The following is a 19,261-nucleotide window of genomic DNA, read 5'->3' on the forward strand; positions in this document are numbered from 1 at the left end:
CGGTGAGGCAAGATTTGTTCTTACGTATACCTAAGCGCCAGCAGAGAAAATGGTTGGCCGGTAACGCTTACGTTTGATGTGTTTAGAACGACCGCTGCCCCGCCACCCAAACGTTGCGCACGATCGGCAGTCCATCCATCACCCGCATCCGCACCACATCGGCGCGCAAGCCCGTCTTCAGCTCGCCACGATCATCAAATCCAAGCGCCTTGGCGGGGTTGCTGCTCACCGTCGCCATTGCGCGCGGCATCGACCAGCCCGCCTGCGTGTGCAGCATGAAAGCACCATGCAACAAACTGGCAGGCACGTAGTCGGACGAAAGCATGTCCAGGCGATCAGCGCGCGCCAATTCCAGCGCGGCGACGTTGCCCGAATGCGAACCACCGCGCACCACGTTCGGAGCACCCATGACCGTGGTCAATCCGCGTGCATGCGCCGCCTCAGCAGCTTCTTGCGTGGTGGGAAATTCCGAAATCGTCACACCGATGCGTTTGGCGTGTTCGACCTGTCCGGTGTCGGTGTCATCGTGACTGGCGAGTACGATATTGCGGCCGTGCGCCAGTGTAAGCACAGCACTTTCATGCTTGGCGCTGTAGGTGGCCTGCTGTTCGGTACGGCGCTTCACCACCTCGGCGAATTCATCTTCGCCCCAGCTCATGTGGTTCTTGCTGTAGTACTTGCGGTACTGCTGCAGGTCACGGTACTGGCGTTGGCCGGGCGTGTGGTCCATCAGCGAGATAAGACGCACGCTGGCGTGATCCATCAGCGGTTCCAGCGCCTCGATCAGGCGCGGATACGCCAGCTCGCAACGTAGGTGGAACCAGTGGTCTGCACGCAGCGCACCGCTGCGCTGGCCGCCCAGAATGCTGTCGTAAGTACTGCGCAAGGTTTCGATGCGCACGCTTTCTTCTTCCAGATCGCCAACCGAAAGCGCGTCGAATACCGTGGTGATGCCCGCGGCAACGATTTGCGCGTCATGGGTCAGCACGGCAGGCAGCGATGGCCACAGCACACCGGCGCGCGGCATCAGGTGCTTTTCCAGATTGTCGGTGTGCAGCTCGATCAAACCGGGAATCACGTAGTCGCCTTCGCAGTCGATCGCGCCGGGGGCCTGGGTCGAACCTTCTTCGACCAGCCGGATGATGCCGTTGCGGGCGATCAGCGAGCCGTGGATTTCGCCATCGCCGAGCACGATGCGCGCATTGGTAAGAGCTAAATCGTTCATGAGAGTCTCAAGGTAAAAGTTCAGGCAGCTTCGAGAGCTTGCATCGGGAACAGGCGTGTCGCGACGCGCTCGCGCATGTCTTCGTCATGGAAAATGCCCAGCACGGCCGAGCCGTTGGCACGCGCTTCCTCCAGCAGCTCTGCGACAACGGCGCGGTTGTCGGCGTCGAGCGAGGCAGTAGGTTCGTCGAGCAGCAGGATCGGACGCGGCACGATCAAGCCACGCGCAATGTTCACGCGCTGCTGTTCGCCGCCGGAGAAGGTGCCAGGCGGTAGCTGCCACAGGCGTTCGGGCACGTTCAGGCGGGACAACAGATTGCCCGCGCGTTCCCGCGCCTGTTCCAGGCAGGCGCCGTTTTGCAGCAACGGCTCGGCGACGATATCCAGCGTCGGCACGCGCGGGATCACCCGCAGAAACTGGCTTACGTAGCCCAACGTGTGACGACGTACGTCGAGCACCTCGTGCGGCGTGGCCCTGGCCAGATCCAGCCAACGCCCGTCGTGGCGCACATGCACCGCGCCGAAGCTGGGGTGGTAATTGGCGTAGATCACGCGCAGCAGTGTGCTCTTGCCAGCACCGGAAGCACCGGAAAGCACCACGCATTCGCCGGCATGCAGGCGCAGGTTCAGTCCGCGCAGCACATTCAGGCGGGCACCGTGCTGGTGGTGCAGTTCGAACGACTTGCTAAGGTCGCGCAGTTCTAACATCAAGGCGGCGGTCATGTGGTCAATACCGAAGAAACGAGCAATTGCGTGTACGGATGTTGCGGATCGTCCAGGATCTGGTCGGTGAGCCCGGTTTCGACCACGCGGCCACCCTGCATCACGATGGTGCGTGCGGCGAGCAGACGGGCGACGGCCAGATCGTGCGTCACCATCACCGCGGCGAGGCCGAGTTCGTTCACCAGGCGGCGCAGCAGATCGAGAATGCGTGCCTGCACCGATACATCGAGGCCAGCCGTGGGTTCGTCCATGAAGACCAGCCGCGGCTGCGTGACCAGGGTGCGGGCGATTTGCAGGCGTTGCTGCATGCCGCCGGAGAAACCGGACGGCGCGTCATCGATACGTTCCGGATCGATTTCCACGCGTTCCAGCCAGTTTCGTGCGACGCCACGCAACTGGTTGTAGTTGCGCATACCCAGCGCCATCAGGCGCTCGGCCACGTTGGCGCCAGCGCTGACATTCAGGCGCAGCCCGTCGCGCGGATTCTGGGTGACGTAACCCCATTCCTCGCGTGCAAGGCGTCGTCGATCGGCTTCGCTGAGCGTATGGATATCCAGCCAAGCATCATCGCGTTGGCGATAACGCACGCTGCCGGAGGTGGGCGATAACTGCGCTGCGACCGTGTTCAGCAAGGTCGACTTGCCTGAGCCGGATTCGCCCACGATGCACAGCAATTCGCCCGGATGCAGGTCAAAGCTCACATCAGCACAGCCGATGCGGTGGCCGTAGTAGCGGCTGAGGTTGCGGACTTGCAGCAGCGCGCTCATAAGCACCTCCATGTCTGCGAACTTTCAGACTTGCTTAAATATTCGACCCGTCGCCCCGTCGCAGATCGGGGTCTAGCGTCTTTGTTGCGGTAGGCAAGGCGCTGGGTCCCGGCCTGCGCCGGGACGACGAATGAAAGATTGCGGGGAAGCAAACTCATGCCTGCACCTCCGCCCTGCGCTGACCGCAGAAATCGGTATCGGAGCAGACGAACATGCGCGTGCCGCGATCATCGACGATCACTTCGTCGAGATAACTTTCGCCCGAACCGCACAACTCGCACTGGTGTTCCCAGCGCTGGATCTCGAACGGATGGTCCTCGAAAGCCAGGCTTTCCACCTTGGTATACGGTGGAATCGCATACAGACGCTTTTCGCGGCCCGCACCGAACAGCATCAGCGCGGGCGAGTGATCGAGCTTGGGGTTGTCGAACTTCGGAATCGGCGAGGGCGAGGTAAGGAACCTGCCATCGACCAGTACCGGGTAGTCATAACTGGTGGCGATGTGCCCGTACTGGGCGATGTCTTCGTACAACTTCACGTGCATAAGTCCGTAATCGGCCAGGGCGTGCAGGGTGCGCGTCTCGGCTTCGCGGGGTTCCAGCGTGCGCAGCGGCTCGGGCTCGGGCACCTGGAACACCAGGATCTGATCTTCGCGCAGGGATGTTTCAGGAATGCGGTGACGGGTCTGAATCAGGGTCGCCTCAGCCGTGCGCTCGGTCGTGGTGACACCGGCGACGCGGGCGAAGAAACGGCGGATGTTCACTGCGTTGGTAGTGTCATCTGCACCCTGGTCGATCACTTTCAGTACGTCGTCAGGACCCAGCAAGGCGGCGGTGACTTGAATGCCGCCGGTGCCCCAGCCGTAGGGCAGCGGCATTTCGCGGCTGCCGAACGGCACCTGATAGCCGGGAATCGCTACGGCTTTCAGCAGGGCGCGGCGCAGCATGCGCTTGGTGTCTTCGTCGAGAAAGGCAAAGTTGTAGGTCATGTTCTTAGCGCCTCAGACGGCTCCTTCCCCTGCTCGCAGGGGAGGGTTGGGGTGGGGTCAGGCTCTTGCGATAAGGCAGCATCAGGGCCCACGCTCCCAACCTCTCCCTGTTCTCCAGATGGGTTTCGCGCATCACTCACGTGCTGTGCGGCCAAGGTGCGCAGCAGCGACAGCTCCGCCTGGAAATCCACGTAATGCGGCAGCTTCAAGTGCTGCACAAAGCCAGAGGCTTCCACACTGTCCGAGTGCGACAACACGAATTCCTGGTTCTGCGCCGGCGCGTAGTTCGGTTCGGCCAGTTCGTCGCAACGCAAAGCGCGATCCACCAGGGCCATCGACATCGCCTTGCGCTCGCCTTCTCCCATGGTCAGGCCGTAGCCGCGCGTGAATTGCGGGGGTACGCCGTTGCCACCGTGAAACTGGTTGATCATCTGGCATTCGGTCAGGGTGATGCTGCCGATTTCGATGGCAAAGCCCAGTTCCTCAGGGCATACCACCACGTCCACCTCGCCCATCCGGATTTCGCCGGCGAACGGATGGCTTTCCGCGTAACCGCGCTGGGTGGAATAGGCCATGCCCAGCAGGAAACCTTCGTCGCCGCGCGACAGGTTCTGCAGGCGCGTGGCGCGGTCTGCGGGGAAGGTGACCGGTTCGCGGGTGAGGTCGATCGGTTCCGGATCGTCACCAGGCTCGAAGCGTTCGATCAACGCTTCGGCATCCAGCAGGTCGAGCACGCGCGGCATGTTTGGTGGCAGTGGTGCGTCGGCGGCAGCGACGTTGGCCGGTGCTGACGCATCGAAATCGAGCAGGCGCTGGGTGTAGTCATAGGTCGGGCCGAGCACCTGACCGCCCGGAATGTCCTTGAACGTGCCCGACACACGCCGGCGCACCCGCATGGCTGTGGTATCCAGCGGCAAGGTGTAGCCAAAGCGTGGCAGCGTGGTGCGATAGGCGCGCAGCAGGAAAATCGCTTCCAGCATGTCGCCAGCGGCCTGGCGAATCGCCAGTGCAGCCAGTTCCTCGTCGTACAGTGAGCCTTCCTGCATCACTCGCGCGACACCCAGCCGCAGCTGCTCGCGAATCTGCGCCAATTCCAGTTCGGGCACGGCGGGATTGCCACGGCGCGCCTCGGCCAACAATTCCAGCGAACGGGCAATTGCCTGTTCACCGCCTTTCACGGCTACGTACATTCAGCTCTCCAGCAAGCGGATCGTGCGCGGCAGGCCAGCGACCTGCTGCGTGGCGACGAAGTACAGGTCGATGCCCAGCGGTAACTGCGCGGCCAGCGCGGCGCGCTGCTGCCAGAAGTCGGCGGGCAGGCCGTCGATGGCCAAGGTGGCGGTGTCGCGAATGCCGGGGCCGCTGAACGTGTTCCCACTCCCGTTAGAAGAGGAATCAAATCCGGCCACCTGCAGAATCAAACTCGCCGACCGGTCCGGATAACGCAGATCGCCTCGCGCGAAGCTGTCCAAAGGCGGCATCGAAAGCGGATCGGTAATCAACGCAAAATCAGCATCTTGCGTCCGCTCCGCCAGCTTGATGCCGGTATGGAAACGCAGGTGTTGGATCGCTTCGTCATCCGGCTGCTGCAGCCACACCGACGTCGTGGCATCGCATAGCGTCAGCAGGATCGCCATCGACTCCGGAGAGATCGGCGCGGGCGCGGGCGGCAACACGGGCAGCGCCCGCGGCACGGCGGGACGTGCCATCGCCTGCAGCAATTCACGAAAGCTGCGCTGGCTGTCGAAAACAGGGTGGGCAAAGGCAGCTAGCATCATTCACCCCGCACCACGGTGAAGAATTCCACCTTGCTTGCCGCCGCCTTGCGGCTGGCGTCGTCGCGGCGCCGGTCCAGCGATCGGTGCAGGGGTTCGATCACATGCAGATGCAGCGCGGTGTTCCGCTCCGCATCCTGCAGCATGGCGTCGGCCAGCGCTGCCAGTTCCGCGTGGCGGGTATTGCTGCCGCGCACCCAGGCGTGGCCGATATGGCCGCCGGCCTGCACACTGCAGCGGGTCACGGTGATCTCGCCGAAATTGAATTGCGGACCGGTACCGCCAATCCGCCCGCGCAGCATGTATAGGCCGGTCTGCGCCGGGCGCAGCCAGGTCAGATCGGCGGGCGGCGCAAAGGCGTCCATCGCCGCGGCAAGCTCGGCCGGGTCGGCTTGCGCCAGCAGCGACATCCAATGCGAACGCGCCAAGTTAGGGGGGGTGTCCATGGGTGTTCCTAATGCTTGTCACAAATGTCTAGTTATCTAGACAGACCTGGGCGTGAGGGGACGCCCGCTCGGTAGGCATTCCAGCAGGCCAGCGTGCCGCTGCCATGACGACGAATAGACAGGTTGAGGACGTGGTATGAGCGAGATAGAACGTGGAAGGGGTGTTGCCCTGTGGAGCCAGATCAGCGGCATCCTGGCTGCCGACATCCTGAAAGGTCAGCTGCGCCAGGGCGAACAGCTGCCCTCGGCCCAGGAGCTGGCTGAGCGCTTCAATGTGAACCGGCACACCGTGCGCCGTGCTATCGCGGCGCTCGAACAGCGCAACTTGGTACGCACCGAACAAGGGCGTGGCACGTTCGTGCAGGAACACACGCTGGATTACCCGATCAGCCGGCGGACCCGCTTCACCCAGAATATGCGCAACCTCAACGTCGAGGCGGATATCGAGTTCCTGGAAGACTGCCGCGAGCTTCCGCCGCCGCAGGTGGCGCAATCGCTGGGCCTGGATCGCCACGAATATGCCTATCGCATCGAGACGATCAGCCGTGCCGACGGTCATATCGTCGACTACAGCACCGCCTATTTTCCCGCTACCCGCTTTCCGGGATTGCCGACGATCTATCGCCGCCTGCAATCGGTAACGCGCACGCTCAACGAATTCGGCGTCACCGACTACGAGCGCAAGCACACGCGCGTTTCTGCGCGCTTGCCCGATGCTAACACCGCGCGTTTGATGAAGCAGCCGGCCAATCGCCCGGTGCTGTACGTGCAATCGATCAATGCCGACCCGCGTGGCGTGCCGGTGCAATATGGCATCACGCGCTTTTCTGGCGACTGGGTGCAACTGGTACTGATGGCGGATCATTAAGGATGCTCTGGTTTATTCCATGTACCCGGCATGACCTCCAGAAGGCTCGCCAGCTGTGTTGTGCGGCGCAGAGCAGACTGGCCGTCTGTTCAAGCCGCGCGACGCAGTTGGCGGGCCTTCTAGAGGTCACCCTTTCATTTTCGATAGGTTGGGGCCGCACTGTATGCGCGCGGCGCTTCGCCCCATCGTCTCGACAGACAACCAGTCTGCCTTCGCCGCTGTGGCTGCGCGCTGCGCGCATACAGTGCGGTGACGGGCACATGGAATAGACCAGAGCATCCTTATGCGTTATGCGGTGTATTTCTGCCCCATGGCGGGCAGCGAACTGGATGTCTTCGGGCAGGAATGGCTGTCAAGGATGGCAGTCCCCGGTATCGAGCCTGCACGCATGCAGGTGTTGCTGGCGGATGTGCGCCGCTATGGCTGGCACGCAACACTCAGCGCGCCGTTTGCGCTCGCGGATGGCGCGAGCTATGACGATCTGCACGAAAGAGCGGTAAAGATCGCGCAGCAATCCAACGCGTTCGACTTGCCATTGACACTCGATCGACTTGCCGGCTTTCTGGCCCTGCGTCCGGCCGATGACGAAACCGCCATCAACGCGCTGGCGGAACGCTGCGTTCGCGAGCTCAATCCGCTGCGCGCACCGTTGAGCGAAACGACGTGGCAACGCCGAGCCAGTGGTCTGGACGACGTTGAACGCACTTTGTTTCAGCAATTTGGCTATCCATACGTACTGGAACGTTACCGCTTTCACATAACTTTGTCGGCGCCCGCTATGCAACAAGAAGAGCAGGCGTTGTGCACATGGCTGTCATCAAGGGTGGCGAAACTGCCGCCAGCGCGGATTGAAGCACTCACCATCTGTCGTGAAAGCGCGCCTGGGCATGACTTTGAACAAGTGGACCGTATTTCATTGAACAAGGGACGCGTGGCATGAAAGCGGGTCAGTTGTATTACGTCATGGGACCATCGGGTGTCGGCAAGGACAGCGTACTGACCTGGGTGCGCGAGCATGGCGTGGCGCATGGCGTATTGTGCGCGCATCGTTACATCACGCGTCCGGCCCATGCAGGCGGCGAAAACCATGTGGCCTTGAGCGAGGAAGAATTCCAGCTGCGCGATCGCAGCGGATTATTCGCACTGACCTGGGAAGCACATGGCCTGCATTACGGCATCGGCAACGAAGTGGCTTACTGGCTGGCACACGGTGCGGATGTCTTGGTAAACGGATCGCGCGGTGCATTCGAGCGCGCGTGCGAACGCTTTCCCGCCTTGCGGCCCGTGCTGATTACCGCCAGCCCGCAAGCCATCGCCAGCCGGCTTGCAGCGCGTGGCAGGGAAAGCGAGCAGGATGTGGCGGCAAGGCTGGCCCGCGTGGACGCCTACCCGGTACCGGACGGCAGCATGGTGATCCGCAATGACGGCAGCCTCGCCGAAGCCGGTTCAACCTTGCTCAAGGCGATCTGCGCTACGCATTGAGTTAGGCACTTTGTGAATCCTCGTGGCCAGCATTGGCCAGCTTCGCTGTTGCAGAGCGCCTCCAGGAAAGCGGGACGTCTGCAAAAACGTGTCACATGTACTGTGGCATCCCACGAAAATCTTCAAGATTGCCTCGCCGTCATCCTCGCGAAAGCGGGGATCCATTTGCTCTGATTCCCACGGTGAAGGTGGATCCCCGCTTTCGCGAGGATGACGGCAACGCAATTTTGAGGATCTCAAGAGGCTGCATCACAGCAGTGACACGTCTTGCAAACGTCCCGCGACAGAGTGAATGACGGTGCTGAGAGCGGCTCGCTGGACGTTGCCGAAAGATGTCGATTCTTCAGCAACCCATTCGTCATGAAATAAGGCAGCCCTTCCCGGGAGGCTTTCACGGTCCGCTCACGCCTGGAGGATACCGATCATGACCGGAGTCACGACGCTCATTCCCGCCGCTGAACTGGTGAAGCGCAACGGCGTCACCATTCCCCATGAAAGCGCGGAGTATCGTCGCGCACGTAACGAACTGCTGCGTGAGGAAATCGAACTTCGCCGACATATCGAACGCGTGGCGGCACAGCGTCGCGCGCTTCCACCTGGGGGCGAAGTGATCGGCGATTACCGCTTCGAGGGCGAGAACGGCCCCGTCGATTTCGCTGGTTTGTTCGGTGATAAGCAAACCCTGCTTGTCTACAGCTACATGTTCGGCCCACAGCGCGAGCGGCCATGTCCGATGTGCACGTCAATGCTCAGCGCATGGGAAGGCGAAGCACGCGATATGCAGCAGCGCATCGCCGTGGCGGTGATAGCGCGTTCACCGCTCAAGAAGTTAGTCGCCTTCAAGAACGAACGCGGCTGGCGCGAACTGAAGCTGTATGCCGATATCAACGGCCACTACAGCCGTGACTATGGCGCTATCGGTAAAGAAGGCAGTGATATACCCGCGCTCCACGTGTTCACCCGGCGTGACGGCACGATCCGCCACTTCTGGTCCGGGGAGATGGGTGACGTCACGTCGGATCCTGGCCAGGATCCGCGCGGCGCGCCGGATCCGATGCCGCTCTGGACCGTATTGGACATGACGCCCGAAGGAAGGGGCACCGATTGGTATCCGAAGCTTGCGTATGCCGATTGAATGCTTTGGCGTGCGCTTGATTCAAGAGTGTGAAACAGTGCGCAGCGTTGCATGCAGGAAGAACATGTTTTTCACGCTGCCGCTGCAAAAGCGCAGATAGGGTGATGCACGATCGCCGATCATTCGTCGATCAATGCGTTCATGTGTTCCGCCAGGGAAGGGGCTCGGCTCAGCAGAGCCGAGCCGGCTTGTAGCGATTCAGGCGGCTGCGGGCATCGCAACCGGTGCTCTTGAGCGCCGTGCCTTATCGTAGAAATACGCCGCCGAAACCACCGTAATCAGCATGCCGATGCCGGATAGCGTCATCACTGTCTGCGCGTAGAACGATGCCCAGGACAGATGCATGCCGCCGAACTCCTTCACCAGGATCACTGCGACGCTGCCCATGTAGCCGCTGCTGTCGGCGATATACATGATGAAGCCGACATTGCCGGTGACACGGAACGTGGCCAGCATGCGCTCGAAAAACGTCGCGTTGTACGGCACGTATGCCAGGTAAAGACCGAAGCCACTCAGGCCGATCCAGCCGATCGGATCGATCATGGCGTGGTTGTGCATCCAGGTGGCGAGCACGGCGATGGCGAAGCCGCCGAAGATCAGCACATGGTTGAGCATCAGCGCTTTCAGGTTGTCGCGCACGATCATGGTGAAGGCCGTGATGATCAGCACCGCGATCGCAATCGGCACTTCGGTCTCAGTAAATACCGAGGCATCGCCACCGCGGCCCAGATCGCTCCAGATCTCCGCGGCAAAGTTGTCACGGAAATCGCGGGTGACGGTCAGCGCCACGTAGGCCATCACGATCATCGCAATGCCGGGCAAGAAGCGGATAAGGAATGCGCGCCGCGTCGCCGCATCCATCGGTACGCGCACGCTGCGCGAGGCAACATCGGAAGCATCCGGTGCAGGCAGGTGCTCAAGTACCCAGGTGGCCAGGCACAACGGCGGAATGAACAGCATGCCGGTGGTAAACGGCATCCAGAATTCGCTGACATGCCAGCGCACCATCAACCACATGCCCACCGACTTCACCACGCCCGAGCCCACGATGAAGCTGGCGCACATGCAGGCGCCCATCAGCTCGGTACCGCGGCGGCCTTCCAGATAGCCGAAGATCACGCCCCACACCATGCCCAGCGGCAAGCCGTTGAGGAACAGAAAAGGAATGTTCCAGGGCGCCGGAGTCAACGCGAAGGCAAGCAGCGCGATCCACGAAAACCCGATCAGCCCGGCCAGCGTGCGTGCGCGGCGTTGGCGCTGGATCTCCGCGATCCAGGTAATCCCGCGCACTTTGCTCAGCATGTAGCCCATCACCTGCGCAATCACCAGCCACACTTTGTAATCAATGCCGCCCAGGTGCAGGCCGTCGAACGAGGCTGCGGTGAACGGTTTGCGGAAGGCATACATCGACGCATACGCCAGGAAGGCGGCGGAGCCGGCCAACAGATTGATCGCCATGGGATGGCGACGGATATCCGATAAAAGCGACACGAAAAACCCACCTGGAATCAGCCGATTCGGCCGTGCCGGCAGGGTGACGGGCGGAGGTTACAGCGGCGTGGCGGTTGCTAGTCGCCGGACTACTGGCGTCTAAGCCGAGATTTCCTGCGCAAAGCCAGCGACGATCACGCGCAGCCCGCGTTCTAGGCGCGCTTCGTAGTTATCGAACACGTCCGGGCCGATGCTGCGCGATAGCGGATAGCGTTCTGCATCCACCAGCGCTTCGCGTTCAGACAAGGCATAACGTGGATCGCGTTCACCCTTGGGCGACAACACCGCCTGCTGTTCGATCGTGAACCCGATGACGTAGCTGTAAATCGTGGTCATGCACAGCGCGGCAGCAGATGGCGCGATGCCATGGGTCTGGAACATTTCCAGCGCTCGCTCCATTGATGCGTAAAGGCGGGTATCGGTGAGGCGCGAACCAGACACCATACGGGCGCCGTCGCGGTAGCGAAGCAGCATGCCGTGCAAGCTCACGCCGTAAGCCAGCGCCCAGTCCTGCCACGAAACGGTCGGCAGAAGACCTCGAAAAGACTCCGCCCAGTCGACCAGTACCCGGGACGCCATGTCGTCCACCAGGTCCTGCTTGTTCTTGAATCGCCAATAGAGAGTGGGCGCCTTGACGCCCAGTTCGGCCGCGATCGCCCGCAGCGTCACAGCCTCCAAGCCGCCCTCGTTCAGCAACTTCAGACCCGCCCGCACGACTGGCTCCCGGCCTACCCGCATACGTGTTCTCCCGCCATCTCTCTAACGTTGTAAGAGTTCTCGAGCCGTGTTATAGAATACTCCCTAACAACGTTAGATATTGTTTGGACATGACTCATCCCATTCAAACCGAAGTCCTGATCGTGGGTGCCGGCCCTACCGGCCTGATGCTGGCGTGCGAGTTGGCGCGCCGCGACGTGCCGTTTCGACTGATCGACGCGGCCCCACAGCCGTGGAATGCCTCGCGCGGCAAAGGCTTGCAGCCACGCTCGCTGGAACTGCTGGATGACCTGGGCGTGGTGGACCGGGTGTTGGAAGGCGGCCGATTCCATCTTCCCCTGCGTTTTCACGACACGGATGGCGGTCACGAGGATCGGAATCTCTATGAAAACCAGGAACCCAGTCCGCAGGTCCCTTACGGCTCGCCGCTGATGATTCCGCAATGGCGCATCGAAGGCATCCTGCGTGACCGGCTTGCCGAGTGGGGCGGTAGGATCGAATTCGGCACCGCGCTCGAGAACCTCGCGCAGGACGACGCCGGCGTCACCACCACACTATCGCGCAACGGCGTCACCGAAACGGCGCAAACCCGTTGGCTGGTCGCGTGCGACGGTGGCCGCAGCACCGCGCGGCGCTTGCTCGACATCGCATTTCTTGGTGAAACGCTGGAAACGCATCGCATGTTTGTCGGTGATGTCCGGGTCAGCGGTATTGATCGTGATTTCTGGCACGCTTGGCGCAGCAAAGAAGGGTTTGTAGGGCTTGCGCCGTTGCCACATACCGATGCCTTCCAATTCCAGGCTTCGCTCACGATGGATATGTCGACCGAACCATCGTTGGAGGTGTTCCAGCAAATCCTTGAAACACGCAGCGGGCGCAGTGATATCCGCCTGATCAACGCGAGCTGGATGTCGTATTGGCGCGCCAACGTGCGCATGGTGGATCGTTATCGCGTTGGCCGTGCGTTTATCGCAGGCGATGCCGCGCATGTGCACACACCAGCCGGTGGGCAGGGCATGAACACCGGTCTCCAGGACGCATACAACCTCGGCTGGAAACTCGCCGCCGTCATCCGCGGCGCAGACGCTGCATTACTGGACAGCTATGAAGAAGAACGCCTGCCAGTGGCGGCGTCCGTGCTGGGTCTGTCGAGCAAACTACTGGAGCGCGCCGTCAACGCTAAGCATCTGGTGCCCAAGCGCGGTGCAGAAACCTTCCAGCTCGACATTCATTACCGCGATAGCCGTCTGGCCCAGGAACTACGCGCGAGCCCGGGTCAAATCTGCGCCGGTGACCGCGCACCGGATGCGCCGGGTCTGCGTAAAGGCGATCAGGTATGCCGTCTGTTCGATCTATTCCGCGGTACGCACTTCACCGTGCTGGCCTTCGGCGATGGATGGGAATCGTGCCTAGCCGATATCGAGGCGCGTCATGGGCGCTTGGTGAAGTGCGTGACGATCGGCGAATCAGGCTGGCTGGACAGCGAAGGTCACGCGGTGCGCGGATACGACATTCAGTCCGACACGTTGCTGCTGATTCGTCCGGATGGGTATATCGGGTTTGCGATAAATGACAAGGCACCGGCAGCTGTGGATGCTTATCTGCGCTTGATCAACCCATAGAGCAAGGGTTCGCAACCCACAAGTCGCAAGTTCAATATTCCACGACGTCCGCACTGCCATCCTTCCTGACAACCACAGCGCTGATAGTGCGGAACGCCAACACAGCAACCATCAACAGCAGCACCACCGAAATCAACGAGGAGACATGCAAACCACGCACGATCAGCGCATTGCTGTCGCCTGCCAGCGCACCAAACAACGCCACACCCATCGCTCCCGCGGCCTGCCGCGCTGAATTGAGCACACCGGACGCGGTGCCCGAGGCTTCCTTCTCCACGGCCGACAACACCGTAGTCGTCATGGCAGGCACGCCCAATCCCATGCCGCTGGGTAGCAAGGCGAAGGCGGGCAACATCAGCAAGTAAGGACTCGCGGCGCCCAGCAACAAGAACAAACCGAAACCCGCTGCATCGATCAGCGCGCCCAATACCATCGGCAGGCGCGCGCCGACGGCTCCTACCAGCCAGCCACTGAAAATGTTCACGCCGAAGAAGGTGGCTGTCAGCGGCAGATAGGCCAGTCCGGTGCGCAAGGCGCTGTAGCCGTGTACGCGCTGCAGGTAAAGACTGAGCAGGAATACGATGCCGTAATAAGTGAAATTCATGACGATGCCGTACAGGACGGCGGCGCTGAAGCCGTGTGCGCGAAAAAAATGCAGGGGCAACATCGGAGCGGGACTACGCGACTCCACCCGCAGGAACCACGGTACGCAGATCAACACGATCGCGATGCAAGAGAGCACGAGCGGATGTGTCCAACCCAGCGGATGCACCTCGATGACGGCGGTCGTGAGCCCGGTAAGCGCCAGGATGGCAAGCAGCTGCCCAGGTAGATCGAAGTGCTTGTGCTTTGACTTGTGCTCGGTTTCCGGCACGCGCAAGGTCAACCATGCACCCAGCAGGCATACCGGTATGTTCACAAAGAAAATGCTGCGCCAGTTGGCGACGCTCATCAGCAGACCGCCAACGATCGGACCGGCGGCGATGGTGATGCTACCCGCGGCGGTCCACCAGCCGACGGCGCGTGCGCGCAAGCTGTGTTCGTGCGCTGTCGCGTGGCTCAACAAAGCCAGCGAACACGGCATCATCGCTGCCGCGCCCAAACCTTGCAGCGCCCGACCGATAATCAGGGTCACAGCGTGTGTCGCGCATCCGCATAGCACCGACGCCAAGCCGAACAAGGCCATGCCAGCGAGATAGACCTTACGCGCGCCGAGGCGGTCGCCCAGATAGCCCATGCCGAGCAGCAGCACTGCAAAGGTCAGCGCATACGCGTCCACCACCCATTGCAAACCCGCCACGCCGGCGTGCAAGTCGGTTGCCATGCGCGGCAGGGCGACATTCACGATAGTCACATCCAGCTGCACCAGCGCGAAGCCGAAACTGGTCGCAGTGGTGACACGCGCGATGCCGCGATGGAAAGATCGCTGATTCATGCCGATCGCTTGGGGGCGGGGATGTTGAAATCTTACGGCATGAGGCGTGTGGATATTTCGTTCTGCGACGTAATATCCGCTTTTTTGCAAGACGAAAAAAACCTGGCGGCGTAAGCCGCCAGGGGTGCGAAAGGTCTCTGCTTAAAGACGATTACGGCAGATAGTTGAATTTCTTCCAGGCGGACAACAGGTTCACAGCGTTCACCGAACCCAGGCCGTTGGCAAAGCTCCAGCCCGGCTTCGCCGCGAAGGCCGCGGTCGTACTGTTGTACTTGCTGGTGCTGGTCGAGGTCAGGCCCACTTGAGTAGGTCCATAGAACCCTTCGAAGTTCGCGATCGTGCCGTAGAAATAACAATCCGGCGTCGTTTCACCCTGAAGCTGGATACATTGGGTGGAATTACCGCCGCCCGTGATGTTGTAGAACACGCACTTGCTCGTGCCCTTGGTGCCATTGTTGGAATTACAACCATCCAACGTGGATGGCGTGGAGCCGGTGGCGCCACCGTATTCATTCCTCGCCAGTTCGTACAAGGTCGGCGCAGCGTTGCCTTGGTCGGGCGACCACGCACCGGCTTGATACAAGCCTTGGTCAATCAACGCCTGAATACCGGCGAACATCGGGGACGACAACGACGTGCCGGCAACCAGTTCCACCGGCGAGGTGAAGTTGGCTGTGCACGGATACGCACCCGTGCAAAGAATGACCCACGAGTACCCGCCATAGGAGCCGCCGAACAGCGACACGTCCGGCACGTCACGTGACTGATCCTTGGCCGCGCCATACACGATACGCTGCCAGGACGGCTTGGCATCGACCGACGAAGGACCGCCGCTGCCACTTTCCGATGTCACGTAATAGCCATCCGGGTCATAGATCAGCGCGTTCTTGCAGAACTGCAGCGCGGACAAGCCCACCAGCTCCTGCGCCGCTACCGTATTGCCGCAGGACGTATTCCAGGTGATTTCCGGTACATACGACTTCGCCGTACCGTAGACCGCATTCGGCGTGCTGTTGAAGTACTTGCTGGTGGTGCCGTCGAGAATGTCGGCGGTATCCGATCCTCCGACGACCGTATCATGCGGTGATGTGCCAAACGAATTGGCATCAATGCCGACACCGTTGATGATGCTGCCGTTGAAACTCGGGTTGGAACCGGAGTCGCCCGCCGATACGAATACCGAGATACCTTCGGCATCGCCCTGCGCCCACATCAAGTCGATCGCCGTCTTGCTGGCCGCATCGGTAAAGCCCTCGCCATAACCATAGCTGGCGCTGATCACGTTGGGACGGCCGGCGGGATTGGTGTTGTTGATCAGGTTATCCGCAGCCAGATACACGCCGCCGAAGAAATTGCTGGAGGCACCGGCATCCGAATCCGAACAGGTAGCTACCCAGATATTCGCGCCTGGCGCCATCGCTGTTGAGTATTCCGAATCCAACACAGTCTCGATGCTTTCGCCGTCGGGGCTGTTGCCACCCGGATCAGTGCAATTGCCGGTGCTGGGCGTCAACTGTGGCTGGATCTGCTGGAACGTGCCGCCATAACCGGCAAGCCCGAACTGGCTGACGAAGTTTGGCCAATCCGATACATCCATATCCTGGTCTTCCACCACCGCAATGGTGATGCCCGTACCGGTGAAGCCGCTGGTATAGAGCGGGCTGACGTTATAAATCGTCTGCATGTCATATGGCACGAAGCCGCGTGCACCGAGGCTCGGGAAATTGACCGCCTGGCCTCCCGGCGTGGTCGTAGCTGACGATTTGAGCTTGAAGTTGTGCTTGGAGCTATCGAATTGAGCAACCTGCGGAGGTACATGCAAAGGTTGCGGACGGAAGTCGTTAAGACCGGCAACGCCGACGATGACATCACGCAGTGCCGCCGGAACGCTTATATCACCGGCATTGGCGATATGGCTGACGTGATTGACGATGTAGTGATTTTCCTGTGTATGGAAGGCTTGGTGAACCAATCCGGCGGTACCGCTGAAATCGATCTGCGACTTGTTCGGATAGACCGTGTTGACGGTAAACCCTTGTGAGGTCAGCCACGATTTCACGGCATTGATATCGGCATCTGCTACACCGAAGTTGTCACCGAATTCCGTGGGCGTGATCCACTGGTGAAATTTGGCGGAAGAAGGATCATGTTGCGCGTCGATCAGCGATTCCAGCGCCGAGGCCCGCAAAGCGCTGCGTTGCAGGATGAGCTGCATATGGTTCATCGGCGTGGCGTCATCGACAGCGCCGGTGAACGTTGCGTTGTTGATCAGCGAAAGGTGCGTATTACCCAGCGCAGAAACCACGCTGTTGTCGACCGTTTGTGTTACGCGCGGCGCTTCGGTCGTGTCGATACCGGCCAATGCTGCATTTGAATCAGAAGCCAGGGCGATCGAGGGCAGTGCGGCGAGGGCCGCTGCGATCGATACGCACATCATCACATGCTCGGTTTTCACGTCTTTTCTCCCTAAAGGTTTAGATGAAAAAAACGAGTCCCCCTGTGATGTATCTGCCAGCGCACCATTAGATTCGTCGTAGCTACCTCGCTAGGTATAAGGATGAGCAAGTCATTGGACCGCCGTGTAGGCCCGACGCAGCCTCGCAGGCTGCGGTCGCGCTGACTTGTTTCTGCTCCCACTTGATCCCGCCAGACGCCGGGGTTACCGATGGTGCTCCCGGTAAGTGGGGCCGTCCAGTGCTTCAGACAAATTTAGGTGTTACATCTGATTTACAGGTCACAAAATGAGCTGAATTTAGACGTCTAATTGCTCGACCTGATGAAAAGCAGCAGCTAAGCCAGGTCAGCAATGTGAAGATCTCATGATGACGAGCGTTCAGCGGACACCAGTTGATTGCGTCCTTGTGCCTTGGCTTGGTAGAGCGCGGTGTCGGCGGCATTGAGAAGATCCATCCAGGTCAGCACGTTGGTGTCACCTTTGGCGACACCGAAGCTGGCGGTCACGGCCAGCTTTAGACTGCTGTGCGCCATGATCGCGTCCGATGCGATGGCGTGCCGAATGCTTTCGGCCAGCAGACAGAGTTCTTTCATCGACAGGCCATTGCTCAGAATCGCAAACTCCTCGCCGCCATAACGGAACGCCATGTGCGGCGTGGTGACAAAGCGACGAATGCGGCCGGCCACCTCGCGCAGTACCAGATCGCCCACGACGTGGCCGTGCTCGTCGTTGATCGGTTTGAAGTAATCCACATCGATCAGGATCAGGCCGCGCTCCTTGGACAGCCTCACCGGTTCGGCGGACAGATCGCCGGTGATTTCTTCCAGCGCGTGCCGGTTCCACAAGCCAGTCAGCGCATCGGTATGCGCCTGGCGGCGCAGCGCCTTGCTCAGTTCATCACGCTCCACCGCCAGTTGCATGCTGTTGATGTGGTGCCTGCGTAGCGTGTCGAGTGCTTCATGCAAGGCGCGTACTTCCGCGCTGTTTCCCGCCCGCAGCGTGCGGCGCAAATCGCCGTTCGCAAGATTGATAATTTCCTGGCGCGCCAGCAGCAAGGGACGGATCACCAGCCGCTCCGCCGCCCGCAATACCGTCAGCACGAACAGGAAGAACGCCAGCAGATAGGTGCCGATCAGCATCATGTGCCTGCGGTTGTCCTTGCGCACCTGGCTGACCTGCGCCAGCGCCTGCTGCATGAACAGGCCCTCGAGCTTTTCCAGGTCCATCAGGTCGGGTGTCAGCTGCCGGGTAAAGGCTGCGGCACGCAACTTGTAATCGGAGCCCGAACGCGCGACCAACTGATCGATCAGCGGCAAGGTGTGTCCGAAAAAGCCGTGCTCCACCTGCACCCGCATGCGACCGATGTCATCGTCGCCTTGGGCGTTCGGATCGATGTGGCTGGGCATCAGGCGATGCAGCTGGTCGATGTGGCCGCGCAGCTTGGCGATGATCAGCTGCCGCGCGGGGCTGATCGGTTCGGGTGTGGAGAGCGGCACGATCAGCATCGAACCGATGCGACCGCTGTACTCGCGCAAATCACTGAATACGCGTGCCATGTGCATGATGCCAGCCTGGGCCGGCGCGTCTCGCACGGCCTGGCCGTAAAAATCACTGATCAGCGGATCAAGTTGCTTGCGCGCGATGATCATCTCGTCGATGACATCCTGCAGCGCTTGTGGCGATCGATCGGAGGGTGCGTGCCGGACCAGTTGATCAATGCTGGTGCGGGCCTGCAGCAGCGATTGCTGGGCGTGTGTCAGCTCGGCCTGGTCCGGGTTGTCGGAGGGAAGTGTCTGCACCAGGCGATGGAGCTGTTCCAGCGCGAGGTCCGTGCGCTGGCGCGCTGCCGTCATCTGCGCTTCGGTGGACTCATACAGTTGACCCGCGTCCTGATCCAGGCTCAAAAGGATGTTGGACGGCGCACGCTCGGCCGAGATCGCGTTGCCGGCCTTCAGCACCTGATCGTAGCCAGTGAGCGTCTTGAGGTTTTGTTTGCTCTGCCGGTAGGCGTCCGCGTATCCCAGGAACACGTAGACGGAGATGACTGCAGCCACTGCCAACAAAAGCGCGGCTCCGACCCTAAGCTGTGCTTGAAGCTGCATCGATACCCGTTCCACACCATCACTTGATGGA

The 19,261-nt window shown here is 60.9% G+C and carries 17 protein-coding genes; 5 read left to right on the forward strand and 12 right to left on the reverse strand.

Features of this window, described 5'->3' with window-relative positions; translation table 11 throughout:
* Nucleotides 1-82: 82 nt before the first annotated feature.
* The 7 genes from ISN74_RS20790 to phnG form a co-directional block, all read right to left on the reverse strand.
* Nucleotides 83-1,225 carry an alpha-D-ribose 1-methylphosphonate 5-triphosphate diphosphatase gene (locus tag ISN74_RS20790; protein ID WP_188796030.1) on the reverse strand — a complete coding sequence of 381 codons (1,143 nt, stop codon included), beginning with the start codon at nt 1,223-1,225 and terminating at the stop codon, nt 83-85.
* A gap of 20 nt (nt 1,226-1,245) precedes the next feature.
* Complete coding sequence (phnL, locus tag ISN74_RS20795) at nt 1,246-1,947, reverse strand: phosphonate C-P lyase system protein PhnL (protein WP_188796032.1); 702 nt, start codon at nt 1,945-1,947, stop codon at nt 1,246-1,248.
* On the reverse strand, nt 1,944-2,714 hold the full coding sequence (gene phnK / locus ISN74_RS20800; protein WP_188796035.1) for a phosphonate C-P lyase system protein PhnK: 771 nt from the start codon (nt 2,712-2,714) through the stop codon (nt 1,944-1,946). The genes phnL and phnK overlap by 4 nt, the downstream gene beginning before the upstream one ends.
* Before the next feature lie 154 nt (nt 2,715-2,868).
* Nucleotides 2,869-3,702 carry an alpha-D-ribose 1-methylphosphonate 5-phosphate C-P-lyase PhnJ gene (locus ISN74_RS20805; RefSeq protein WP_188796037.1) on the reverse strand — a complete coding sequence of 278 codons (834 nt, stop codon included), beginning with the start codon at nt 3,700-3,702 and terminating at the stop codon, nt 2,869-2,871.
* Nucleotides 3,699-4,892, reverse strand: a complete 1,194-nt coding sequence (locus ISN74_RS20810; RefSeq protein ID WP_188796039.1) for a carbon-phosphorus lyase complex subunit — start codon at nt 4,890-4,892, stop codon at nt 3,699-3,701. The genes ISN74_RS20805 and ISN74_RS20810 overlap by 4 nt, the downstream gene beginning before the upstream one ends.
* Nucleotides 4,893-5,480 (reverse strand): phosphonate C-P lyase system protein PhnH, encoded by a 588-nt coding sequence (gene phnH, locus ISN74_RS20815; RefSeq protein WP_188796041.1) that lies wholly within the window; start codon nt 5,478-5,480, stop codon nt 4,893-4,895.
* Nucleotides 5,477-5,923 (reverse strand): phosphonate C-P lyase system protein PhnG, encoded by a 447-nt coding sequence (gene phnG / locus ISN74_RS20820; protein WP_188796043.1) that lies wholly within the window; start codon nt 5,921-5,923, stop codon nt 5,477-5,479. The genes phnH and phnG overlap by 4 nt, the downstream gene beginning before the upstream one ends.
* 136 nt (nt 5,924-6,059) lie before the next feature.
* Between phnG and phnF the strand changes: the two genes are divergently transcribed.
* From phnF to ISN74_RS20840, 4 genes are all read left to right on the forward strand, one after another.
* Nucleotides 6,060-6,791 carry a phosphonate metabolism transcriptional regulator PhnF gene (gene phnF, locus ISN74_RS20825; protein WP_188796045.1) on the forward strand — a complete coding sequence of 244 codons (732 nt, stop codon included), beginning with the start codon at nt 6,060-6,062 and terminating at the stop codon, nt 6,789-6,791.
* Nucleotides 6,792-7,074: 283 nt separating this feature from the next.
* Nucleotides 7,075-7,731: a DUF1045 domain-containing protein gene (locus ISN74_RS20830; RefSeq protein WP_188796047.1), complete on the forward strand. Its 657-nt coding sequence runs from the start codon at nt 7,075-7,077 to the stop codon at nt 7,729-7,731.
* Nucleotides 7,728-8,273: a phosphonate metabolism protein/1,5-bisphosphokinase (PRPP-forming) PhnN gene (gene phnN / locus ISN74_RS20835; protein WP_188796049.1), complete on the forward strand. Its 546-nt coding sequence runs from the start codon at nt 7,728-7,730 to the stop codon at nt 8,271-8,273. Before ISN74_RS20830 ends, phnN begins: the two co-directional genes overlap by 4 nt.
* Nucleotides 8,274-8,697: 424 nt before the next feature.
* A complete protein-coding gene (locus tag ISN74_RS20840) occupies nt 8,698-9,408 on the forward strand; it encodes a DUF899 family protein (protein WP_188796051.1) in 711 nt (236 codons plus the stop codon).
* A gap of 198 nt (nt 9,409-9,606) precedes the next feature.
* Here the strand turns inward: ISN74_RS20840 and ISN74_RS20845 are convergent, their stop codons facing one another.
* Both ISN74_RS20845 and ISN74_RS20850 read right to left on the reverse strand, forming a co-directional pair.
* Entirely contained in the window at nt 9,607-10,899 is a 1,293-nt protein-coding gene (locus ISN74_RS20845) for a DUF5690 family protein (protein ID WP_229678900.1), read from the reverse strand.
* A gap of 99 nt (nt 10,900-10,998) precedes the next feature.
* Nucleotides 10,999-11,613 carry a TetR/AcrR family transcriptional regulator C-terminal domain-containing protein gene (locus ISN74_RS20850; RefSeq protein ID WP_203546666.1) on the reverse strand — a complete coding sequence of 205 codons (615 nt, stop codon included), beginning with the start codon at nt 11,611-11,613 and terminating at the stop codon, nt 10,999-11,001.
* Nucleotides 11,614-11,726: 113 nt separating this feature from the next.
* Between ISN74_RS20850 and ISN74_RS20855 the strand changes: the two genes are divergently transcribed.
* Entirely contained in the window at nt 11,727-13,238 is a 1,512-nt protein-coding gene (locus ISN74_RS20855) for an FAD-dependent oxidoreductase (protein ID WP_188796055.1), read from the forward strand.
* A gap of 31 nt (nt 13,239-13,269) precedes the next feature.
* On the opposite strand, the gene ISN74_RS20860 is transcribed toward ISN74_RS20855, so the two are convergent.
* From ISN74_RS20860 to ISN74_RS20870, 3 genes are all read right to left on the reverse strand, one after another.
* Entirely contained in the window at nt 13,270-14,673 is a 1,404-nt protein-coding gene (locus ISN74_RS20860) for an MFS transporter (RefSeq protein ID WP_188796057.1), read from the reverse strand.
* 151 nt (nt 14,674-14,824) lie between these two features.
* Nucleotides 14,825-17,128 carry a S53 family peptidase gene (locus ISN74_RS20865; RefSeq protein WP_188796059.1) on the reverse strand — a complete coding sequence of 768 codons (2,304 nt, stop codon included), beginning with the start codon at nt 17,126-17,128 and terminating at the stop codon, nt 14,825-14,827.
* A gap of 362 nt (nt 17,129-17,490) precedes the next feature.
* Nucleotides 17,491-19,230 carry a GGDEF domain-containing protein gene (locus ISN74_RS20870; protein WP_188796069.1) on the reverse strand — a complete coding sequence of 580 codons (1,740 nt, stop codon included), beginning with the start codon at nt 19,228-19,230 and terminating at the stop codon, nt 17,491-17,493.
* Nucleotides 19,231-19,261 lie beyond the last annotated feature (31 nt).

The sequence above is a fragment of the Dyella caseinilytica genome, from assembly GCF_016865235.1.
GTDB classification, from domain to species: Bacteria; Pseudomonadota; Gammaproteobacteria; order Xanthomonadales; family Rhodanobacteraceae; genus Dyella_B; species Dyella_B caseinilytica.